This is a genomic window from Corynebacterium sp. MSK204 (assembly GCF_030229885.1).
In the GTDB taxonomy this organism is placed as follows: domain Bacteria; phylum Actinomycetota; class Actinomycetes; order Mycobacteriales; family Mycobacteriaceae; genus Corynebacterium.
The window spans coordinates 1-10,099 of sequence record NZ_JASPGQ010000025.1 but is presented as its reverse complement, the minus strand read 5'-3'; the positions used below and the strand labels follow the sequence as shown (position 1 = coordinate 10,099).

Below are 10,099 nucleotides of genomic sequence, written 5' to 3'. Positions count from 1 at the left end.
GAAGTCGCGTGCGCGACTTCCGGGGCCCGTGTGATTGTCACATCCTGACGCTCGCAGTTACCGCTAGCGATTGCCTGACACGACCAGCGCCGTCGAAATGACTGCTCCTCTCCTCGCTCAACTAGAGCGCAAGCGATTTAGTTCATGGTACATTTGCACTAGAAGTGCTTAGGGGTGTTCAGATGCTCACCGTGCTGGTTAGAGGAGGTGGTGTGCGTGCTGACTATCGCGAAGATGGGCGCGCATTCTGTGGCCTATTATCAGTCCACGGTTGATGAGGATCGAGGGCCGGATTCGTACTATTCCGAGGACGGAAAGCAGCCAGCTTCGGTGTGGCTTCGGGGTGAAAAAGTGGCCGAGGTTTCGGCGTTTTTGGGTGCCGAAAACGGCGCTGTTGTGTCGGGCAAAACAGTTGAGAATTGGTTCAATAAGGCGGTTGCTCCGAGTGGTGTAGGGCTTGGAAAAGTTCTCGGGGATAAAGGGGTTCCGGGGTTCGATCTGACGTTTTGTGCGCCGAAATCTGTTTCATTGTTGTGGGGCATGGGTGCTGATTCTTCGGTTCGTAGCATCGTTGATGAAGCCCACCAGGCGGCAGTAAGTCAGGCATTGGATTACTTGTCAGAGCATGCCGGCTATACGCGAAAGCAAGACCCTGCTGCGTCAAAGAAGCGTCTGATCCTTGAAAAATTGGCGGGTATTTCTGGCGTGAAATATGAACACCGAACTTCACGTGCGGGTGATCCTCACGTCCATTCCCACGTGTTGTTGGCGAATAAGCAGTTGTGCCAGGACGGCAAGGTTCGCACTCTGGATGGGGTTAGTTTGTATCACGAAGCGCGTGCGGCAGGCATGGTGTATCAGGCCACGGTGCGCGAAATTCTGAGTCGAAAACTTGGTGTGGAGTTCGGTGATGTGGTCAATGGGTGCGCGGAAATCGTCGGTCTTGATGACCCAGAATTGCTTGCGTCGTATTCAACTAGGGCGCGCGAGATTGACCAATGGCAGGCCGAGAATGGTTTAGAGACGCGGGCGGCGTATGAGCGCATCGCGCAGAAAATCACCCGCCGCACTAAGGACACCGAGACTCCACTAGACGAGTTAGAAACCGAGTGGGCTAGTGCCGAACATGGCGCAACGGTGCGTGCGTTTGTGGACGGATTGGAGCCAAGAAGTAAAGCGGCCTCGCGTGAATTGGGGGAGGATTTCTGGCCGAAACCTGCCCAGATTTTGGCCGAGGTTATCGCAGAACGCTCCACGTTTACTCGTGCCGATGTAGCTGAAAAAGCAGCGGAACTTATCCGCCCTGGCGCAGTTTCTCCGCTGGATATGGCTGCCACTGTGGAGCGGCTTGTCGATGCCGCGTTGGGTGAAAAAGGAACGTGGTCGGTGACTCCGGAGAAATCCCGCGAGCTGGATAATACCCAGCGCGAAGGTTCGCAGAAGTACACCACTGTCGAGGTTGTCGACGAGGTTGAACGAGTAGTTGATATGGCTACCGTACGGGTTGAGCGCGGGGTTAATTCCGAGTCGATCCAGCCGGTTGAAGGCGAACTATCACCTGCCCAGGCGGACGCTATGCGGGCGGTTGTCAGCTCTGACTATCTGGCTTCTGTGGTAGTCGCGCCTGCCGGTGCCGGTAAGACGTCTTCACTTAAAGCAGCGCACAAGGCATGGAACCAGGCCGGTAAACACGTCGTGGGGCTGGCACCGACTGGTAAGGCTGCTGATGTGATGGTGGGCGAGAATGTGGCTGATGAATCCATGACGATTGCCCGCGCATATGTTGGCACAGACGAGCTGACACCGGAGCAAACAGCGGTGAAGTTGGGGTGGGGCCAGGACACTGTCCTAGTTGTAGATGAAGCCGGCATGGTGTCTAACCCGGATATGAATCGCGTGCTGGAGACGGCTAGTGCCGCAGGTTCGCGTGTGGTTTTTGTCGGTGATCCAGAGCAGTATTCGGCGGTTAAGGCACGCTCTGGTCTGCTGGCTACCTTGTCTCATGAGCTTCCCGACGCGGTCGAACTAACCGAGGTGTTCCGTCAGCGTGATTCCGGTGAGCGTGAAGCATCGAAGTGGTTGCGCGGTGGAGAAGAAGCAGACGTTTCCCGTGCCGCCGAGTGGTATATGCGCCATGAGCGCCTGCATGCTGGTTCGGTAACGGCCATGATGGACGATGCTTTGGCTGGGTGGCGCGAGGATACTGCCGCAGGCAAGCAGTCATTGCTGGTTGCTTCCACTCGCGACCAGGTCACCGCGCTTAATGCTGCGGCACAGAAGATTCGCGCCGAGCGTGGTGAGATTAACGCCGAGAACCGATTGTGCTTGTCTGATGGTCTGGAAGCTGGCGTTGGTGATGTAGTCCTGACTCGTCGCAATGACTCGAAGCTGATTACTAGCAGCGGGGATATGGTGCGCAATGGTCAACGCTGGGTTGTTGATTCCATCGGTTATGACGGCTCGATTACTGCCCGTCGATGTGACGATACTTCTGCCACAGTGACGTTAAATAGCGACTACCTGGAAAAACATGCCCAACTTGGTTATGCCGCTACCGGGCATAGTTCCCAAGGCGCGACCGTGGATGTGTCCCGTGTCGTCGCTGGTGTCGGAAACCTGGATAAAGCTAGCGTTTACGTGCCTATGACCCGTGGACGCGAAGGTAACTTCCTCTACATCGCCGAGGCTCAACCGGGAGATACCGAGACCGGGCACGGTCAGATACGCCAGGTTTCTCGGCGTGAGTCTGCCGAGTACGCCCGCGACCTCTTGGTGTCTGCAGGTGTGCGCGCCCAAGGTGACCGCACACCTCAAGCGCTATTTGGACAGGCCAAACAGGACTGGGAACTGGCCAAACTGGTCAATCACCCTACCCATATAGATACTGTCAATCACCCTACCCATATAGATACTGATAGTCCTTTTGCCGGCACCGAGATGGGTGCCTACATGCAGGCGTTTGCCGCTAAGCGCGAAGCCCGCTTCGTCGACTTCCATGCTCGCGCTCAAGCCGACAGTACCGATGAGGTGGCACAGCCAGAGCTCGCATCCCCTTGCGAGCAGCAGGAACAGGACTTTGGCGATGCTCTGGAGCACCTCGATACTGAGATAGACCGAGTCAGCGCCCAGCTAGAGACGCTGCGCGGTGAGTACGACCAAGCCAACCAGGCGGTTGAGCAGCTCGGGAAGCAGTGCGAACAGCAAGAGCAGGTGGTTCGTGAGTCTGCAGAAGAAAAGAACGCGAGGGGCTTTTTCGGCAGACTACGCCACGGCAAGGAGGATCAAGCAATCCTCGATGAAGCAATCCGACTGCGCGATAAAGTCGTGCAGCACTACGACCAAGCTGTGGACTATCGCGACAGCTTTACTACCCCGATTCGCCAGTTGGAGACCGAACTCGACACACTGTCTACCCAACGTCGCGATATGCAAGGCCTGAAGAAGTCTATGGACTTCCTCGACTCACTCGGCATGAGCGCTACCGCAGATGACGAGATGGCATTCCGCATCCATCAGCAAGCTGCCGCAGATAACGACTACGGCAATGACCAAGACAACTGGATAGACAACGCCCCCAGCAACGAAGGGCCGGAGCTTTAGTAAAAATCCGTCCCCTCCTCACCGACTCCGAGTCTATGGTAAACAATGTTTACACAGTGGAGAGATACCGCTGCGGAAAATATATACACTGCCGCAAGACAAACTGTAAACATTGTTTATCAATAAATGAAAGGACTCCCGGCCATGGTTCAAGGCCCCCACAAGTCAGGACGAGTGGTATCTGTACGGATGCCAGAAGACATCATCGAGCGCTTAGATACTTTGTGTGCCCGTACTGGTCGCAGTCGCGGCTTCTACCTCAAGATGGCAGTTACTGCGATGCTGCCCCAATTAGAGGAATATCACTGGGAACACGTCGCAGCGGACTTCGAAGACAAGAGCATTGAAAACGAGTTTTACCGCATCATGCTCGCCGGTTTGTCTGTAGAACATGACGCTAAAGAGAACTAAAATACTCATCTGCCAGCACGTTTAGCATTTACAGTAAACTGTATGACCGTATGACTGTAGACCTGTAAAGCAGTATTTACTGAAAGCTGTAAACTAGTAGACGCAATGACGCATCCACTTAGGAGAAGCCATGATCATTACCGCCATTAACGCCAAAGGTGGCGTTGGCAAGACCACTACAACGATGTTTCTCGCCACGGTTTTCGCCCACCGAGGAAAGACCGTGACTGTCACAGACTTAGACCGACAGGGCTCAGCTCTGGAATGGTCGGAACGCGCGGAAGACGGAAGCGACCCTTTACCGTTTGAGGTTGAGCTGTCCATTCCCAAGCGCGTTGATAGGCAAGCGGCACTCGTCGGAGACGATGAATTCATGTTCATCGATGTCCCGCCAGGAGACGAGAACGCTATCGAAGCAGCAATCGCTGTCAGTGACTTCATCATCCTTCCGACCCGTTCTGCTGCCGCCGACCTCTCCCGCGTGTGGGAACTGCGCGACGCAGTTAGCGGAACACCACATGCAGTCCTGTTGACGTTCGCCAGGAAGGGAACCAGCGCACTTGATGCTGCACGAGAAGCACTTGATGCAGAACAAATGCCCCACTTTAAAACCGAAATCCCGCTACGCGAGGACATGCACCTAGCTTTCGGCTACTGCCCAGGCCCAAACATGCACGGCTATGAACAGGTCGCAGACGAACTCATGGAGATGATGAAATGAGCACCAGCAAAGAACGCGCCAGGGCACAACAAGGCCCGCGAACCTCGTCAAAGAAAACCGCAAAGCCGACCCCGGCAGCGGAGAAGAAAACAGTACGAGGCGCATTCCATCAGCCCACCGGCCGCGACTACGTCAAGAAGATGACCGTCGAAATTGACCGCGAACTTCACTCAGAACTCAAAGTCATCGCCGCACAAAAAGGCGTGACCATACGCGAGATTGTCAGCAACTACCTCGAAGAATACGTCCACAACAATAAATAAGGTTTTACAGAAATACAGGTGATGTAAAGCTGCATCCCTGTAAACCCAGCAGTTCTAGATAATCCATCCCCATCGCAGTGATGGTAAATATGCGCACGAGAAAATGGGGAAGTAGATCTGCAGACGAAAACAGTTACACATGGAAAGCCATGCGTAACTGCAGGTAAAGGTGCATTCTTCGCGTGTCATGACTGCTAAATGGCACTGGTGTCATTTAGAGTCGGTGGAAGACAGTGAAAAACGAAGAAAGCCACCGGGCGGCAACCCAGTGACTTTCGCTTATCACCCAGAACACCCCTGGGAGAAAGCACAGCCATGAGTCTACAGGCTTACGCGCAAAACGCGCACACTAAAACACCTACCCGCGTCGAACCAGACCGCGGCGGGCTGGATAACACCCCAGCATCCGCCAGCGACCGTGATTTGCTCCGCGCACATTTAGGCCGCGACGTACTCCACGGGTCTGTCGGACGGGATTTTTCCAAGTCTTATATGCGTAATGCTGACGGCACGAACTCACCACGCATGTATCGCTTCGACACCGAAGCTCTAGGACGGTGCGAGTACGTCATGCTTACCAGTAAGCAGTACGCTGCCGTCCTAGTCGTCGACGTCGACCAGATAGGAACAGCCGGCGGCGACCCTGCGGACTTAAACCCCTATGTACGTAGCGTGGTGCGCTCACTCGTTTCGCACAACATCGGGCCAGCCTGGGCGGGAATCAACCCGACTAACGGGAAAGCTCAGTTCATCTGGCTTATTGACCCCGTCTACGCTGACCGTGGCGGTAAATCAGCGCAGATGAAGCTACTGGCAGCAACCACACGCGTACTAGGTGAGCTTTTAGACCACGACCCTCACTTCTCCCACCGCTTTAGCCGCAACCCGTTCTACACAGGTAAATCGCCTACGGCCTATCGTTGGTACAGGCAGCACAACAGGGTGATGCGTCTTGGAGACTTGGTAAAGCAGGTAAGGGACATGGCAGGACACGACCAGTTCAACCCCGCCCCGCGCCAGCAATTTACCTCTGGCCGGGAACTTATCAACGCAGTTAAAACCCGTCGCGAGGAAGCCCAAGCATTTAAAGCTCTTGCCCAGGACGTAGATGCTGAAATCGCCGATGGTCTCGACCAATACGATCCGGAGCTTATCGACGGAGTGCGCGTGCTGTGGATTACTCAGGGAAAAGCGGCACGTGACGAAACCGCCTTTAAACACGCGCTTAAGACTGGTCACCGGCTACGCCAACAAGGCCAACGCCTGACTGATGCGGCGATTATTGATGCCTACGAGCACGCCTACAACGTCGCCCACTCCCACGGCGGAGCCGGCCGTGACAGTGAGATGCCGCCCATGCGCGACCGCCAAACCATGGCACGTCGCGTGCGTGGCTACGTCACCCAGTCCAAGAGCAAGGCCTACAGCGGCTCTAGCGCACCAGGAAAAGCCACCAGCAGCGAACGAAAAGCACTATCCACCATGGGCCGCAGAGGCGGACAGAAAGCAGCACAACGCTGGAAAACAGACCCCGAAGGTGAGTACGCACAGACAGAGCGTACGAAGCTCCGCGCCGCAAACGCACTTCGTCAGAGCCGAGGGAAAGGAACCCGCGGACGGGTACTAGCGACAGCGATGGACTTTTTGACTCAGACAGGAAAGCTTCCTTCAGGGCGAACCGTAGGCCAAGAACTAGGCATTACTCGGCAGCAGGCTAATCGCCATTTGAAAGCCCTGCGGGAGGCCGGTCTTATCTAACCAAAAGTGGAACATGCCGTAAGCAATATACGGTTCCCCTGCCGCTAGGCAGTTAGATAGAACTTCGCATGAAGAAAAACCTTTCTCTATTTGCCTAGCTTTGACATCAGCAGCCAGTACCTTCACGGGGAATGTTTATCGCATGTGCCACGACTCCTGCATCCCCGCAGGTGGCTTCTCCCCAGTGTTTCTCATTGTTGGAAGCACTGGGGAGTTTCCTTTTATTAAGTCCCTTTCAAACGTTCTTTGAGACTGGCGGCTAAGCCTAGAAGCTCATCTGGATTATCTGCGGGGCGTTGCTGAGAAAAACTCCTCTGTGCCGCGCGCACAAACTTAGCGAGCATGCCGGCGTCGTGAGCCAGTGGGGAAGTAGCAGGCAATTCTGCCAGTATTGCCTGCAGGTGTTTGGCGGCGTCTAGCGCGTACTCGTAGTCTCCAGCATCCCCGTGGGCTTTGATAAATAAGGCGCACAGGTGCGTGTCCTAGACTTCATGAACAATGTCCGTCACCTTTTCACTCCTAGCCTTCGATCAACAACAAAGCCAAATAGCATTGTCACCGTTAGGCTTTGACGGAAGGCATAGCCACTAGGACACACTAGAACGCAAGTACATACATTGATCGTTACGGAGATTTAACGAGGGGCTAAATCTCTCCGGGTTCATCAAAATCAAAACTAGGAACAGGATCTTTTCCGGTGCGGGTGATTTTGATCGGCCCCGCTGCTGAGTTCAGAACCATATCGCTGCTAATGCCTGGAACTAGGACCGTTCCCGACATGAATACGTAAACGTCCTTGCATCCGGTGTATTCTACCTTTTCGGTTCCGATTTGCTGGACGATGGTGCAGTCTTGATGATGCTCGAGGATTGCGGTTTTCTCGGGTTGGTCAGCTTTTAAGTATTTAGCCATAGATTCAAAGTAACCGATGACCACCGGTCGCGCAGGTTAAAACGTGTGTGCATAGGTAGGGCCTATTGTTGCGCAGGGGGGCTGGCGGAAAGTTTCCTGCACAGAAGATTTCAAGATAACTACAGGAGCAGTGGAGTGCTTAGACTTTAGAGCGGAAGGAATCTTGTCAGAGACGGTAGGCTCTGAACTTTTGGGTGCTCCTGGCGACTCGGAATGACCTTTCGTTGAAAACAGGACCTGTGAGCATGCATGCATTGGCCGTGCGCGAAGAGGAGTGTCGGAGTGAATTGTTCCCCCATCGGTCATACTGGAAACCAGTTACCCACTAGTGGGAGTAGTTCAGGCGGGAAACAAATAGAATAAAATCTGTAAGTGTGCAGTGTTTTCCGCTATACAGTGGCCCTCTGCATGTGTATGATCAAGGCTTGCGATTAGTGAAAAGCCTCGTACATTGAGAACGGACGGTAGGATATGCCAAACTTGGGTGCCCCAGAGATATTAATAATACTATTTATTATTATGCTCCTTTTCGGTGCAAACAAACTCCCGGAACTAGCGCGATCTGTTGGAAAGTCTGCCCGAGTTCTTAGATCTGAAGTTCGTGAACTTTCATCTGATGAAGAAAAAGGAGAGTTGAAAAATGACTAAGAAAGCACTTGTGTCCGCCATTGCTGCTGCTGCGATGGTAATCACGGCCCCCGTTGCTGGAGCAGCGACTCCGGAAGCTCAAAAGTCCGGTGAATCTATTACGTACTACGCAAAGGGGAAAGAGTACCGCTCTAAGGACATTGATGGCTTCTGGAAATGTATGACCGGAAGAAGCGGGTATAGTTTCCTGGGCTATGGTGTCTCCCTTACCTGCCACAAGCATGGCGATAAGTGGTATTTCAACTACTGGGAAAAATAAATCTCAGATCCTGAGAATCAAGGCTTCGAATAAGTTTGATGCGAGCGAAAAACCGGAAAGGGACAACCAATAAGGCCGATAAGGGAGAGATGACGCTTGTCGGCCACCTTACGGAGCTTCGTAGAAGAATTATACTTTCGCTTGTATTTGTGATTTTAGGATCAATAGTTGGTTATTGGTGGTACGGAAACAACTTTTTCCATGTTCCACCTCTAGGGGAAATCTTAAGAGGCCCTTATTGCTCCCTGCCTTCAGAGTTAAGGGCAGACTTTTCTACAAATGGCGAGTGTAAACTGTTGGCAACAAAGCCGTTCGACATGTTTATGCTAAGGTTCAAGATAGGGCTTCTAGCTGGAATTGTTATCTCCTCGCCATTATGGCTATCTCAACTATGGGCCTTCATAGCCCCAGGATTGTATAAAACAGAAAAAGTTTTTGCGCTTACAATAGCCGCAATATCATCGTTATTGTTTATCGCGGGGGCGCTTACGGCCTATTTTGTTTTAGAACAGGGGCTGGATTTCCTACTTGGCGTTGGTCGAGATTTTCAAATAGCAGCCATAAATGGTTCTGACTACTATAATATAGTCCGGAATTTCATTCTTCTGTTTGGCGCATCTTTCGAGATCCCTTTAATGGTTGGAGTTTTAAACTATTTTGGAATACTTAAATATAGTGCCATTAAGGGGAAAAGGAGATTGGTGTGGGTAGGTACCGCAATTATCGGTGCCGTTTTTTCTCCAGGTCAAGAAGTTATAAGTATGCTCGTACTTACATTCTGTCTAATATTACTTCTTGAAGTATCATTTTTATTTTGTAGATTAAATGATAAGAAAAAGGCTAGGGCTTTATAAGCCGTAGGTTAGAGCGTTGTCACAGCATTTGATACTTACATCCGATACCCAATCTAACTAGAGTTCTGGCTTCCATACTGCCGCTACTGCACAGGCAAAACCAAGCACAAATTGCATTACATCTCCCAGAATCAAGACTAGATTACACAGTGGGAGGCTGTGACAGAACCGCCATTTTGGTGGCTCTGTCATAAAGAGAGCAGCGGTGTCCCATCCAACTGCACCAAACCCGAATAAGCCGCCTGCCAGGCTGTGATGCCAAAATGGGTGTTTCGTGGCACACGGCTCGTCCTCATCTACTCAAGGCAGTTGGCAGAAAACGCGAAAACACATGTTAGTGCTGACGTTATTATGCCGAGGTATATTCGAGTGGCGTGCATCATCTCTTTTCCAAAAATAAGCACTTGCTTTTAGCGCTGGCTGCCTACAAGAGCGAAGAAAGCATCGATTCTATAAGCCCGAATAGCAGTGGCTAGTATTGCCCTCTGCAGGCCCATCGGTTGCGACTATTCGTCCAAATTTTCTCGAGACGGTAGTATCCGGGCTATTCTTTTATCTAGTCAGTAGTGCGGGCAGGGGCGGAGGGGAGAGTCATGCCCATTACGTTGTTAGCAGTTCCGCTCGGAGGAGCCCAGGATTCGTAATCCTAGCCCCATGCTGGGGCAGGTTATGT

At 52.6% G+C, this 10,099-nt stretch carries 9 protein-coding genes; 8 read left to right on the top strand and 1 reads right to left on the bottom strand.

The features are described 5' to 3' along the window. Positions 1–174: 174 nt before the first annotated feature. From mobF to QP908_RS11285, 5 genes are all read left to right on the top strand, one after another. A complete protein-coding gene (mobF, locus tag QP908_RS11305) occupies positions 175–3,600 on the top strand; it encodes a MobF family relaxase (protein WP_284772314.1) in 3,426 nt (1,141 codons plus the stop codon). A gap of 126 nt (positions 3,601–3,726) precedes the next feature. After that, positions 3,727–4,011: a ribbon-helix-helix domain-containing protein gene (locus tag QP908_RS11300; RefSeq protein ID WP_502868911.1), complete on the top strand. Its 285-nt coding sequence runs from the start codon at positions 3,727–3,729 to the stop codon at positions 4,009–4,011. Positions 4,012–4,141: 130 nt separating this feature from the next. Beyond that, on the top strand, positions 4,142–4,732 hold the full coding sequence (locus tag QP908_RS11295; RefSeq protein ID WP_284772312.1) for an AAA family ATPase: 591 nt from the start codon (positions 4,142–4,144) through the stop codon (positions 4,730–4,732). Continuing rightward, on the top strand, positions 4,729–4,995 hold the full coding sequence (locus QP908_RS11290; protein WP_284772311.1) for a hypothetical protein: 267 nt from the start codon (positions 4,729–4,731) through the stop codon (positions 4,993–4,995). The genes QP908_RS11295 and QP908_RS11290 overlap by 4 nt, the downstream gene beginning before the upstream one ends. A 315-nt stretch (positions 4,996–5,310) precedes the next feature. Next, positions 5,311–6,753 (top strand): replication initiation protein, encoded by a 1,443-nt coding sequence (locus tag QP908_RS11285; protein ID WP_284772310.1) that lies wholly within the window; start codon positions 5,311–5,313, stop codon positions 6,751–6,753. Between the two features lie 645 nt (positions 6,754–7,398). Here the strand turns inward: QP908_RS11285 and QP908_RS11280 are convergent. After that, a complete protein-coding gene (locus QP908_RS11280; RefSeq protein WP_034658554.1) occupies positions 7,399–7,665 on the bottom strand; it encodes a hypothetical protein in 267 nt (88 codons plus the stop codon). A 471-nt stretch (positions 7,666–8,136) separates the two neighbouring features. Here QP908_RS11280 and tatA point away from each other — a divergent pair, with 471 nt between their 5' ends. The 3 genes from tatA (at position 8,137) to tatC (ending at position 9,426) form a co-directional block, all read left to right on the top strand. Further along, positions 8,137–8,313 carry a twin-arginine translocase TatA/TatE family subunit gene (gene tatA, locus QP908_RS11275; protein WP_084538565.1) on the top strand — a complete coding sequence of 59 codons (177 nt, stop codon included), beginning with the start codon at positions 8,137–8,139 and terminating at the stop codon, positions 8,311–8,313. Continuing rightward, entirely contained in the window at positions 8,306–8,572 is a 267-nt protein-coding gene (locus QP908_RS11270) for a hypothetical protein (protein ID WP_023031162.1), read from the top strand. Before tatA ends, QP908_RS11270 begins: the two co-directional genes overlap by 8 nt. A gap of 89 nt (positions 8,573–8,661) precedes the next feature. Further along, positions 8,662–9,426 carry a twin-arginine translocase subunit TatC gene (gene tatC / locus QP908_RS11265; protein ID WP_284772309.1) on the top strand — a complete coding sequence of 255 codons (765 nt, stop codon included), beginning with the start codon at positions 8,662–8,664 and terminating at the stop codon, positions 9,424–9,426. Positions 9,427–10,099 lie beyond the last annotated feature (673 nt).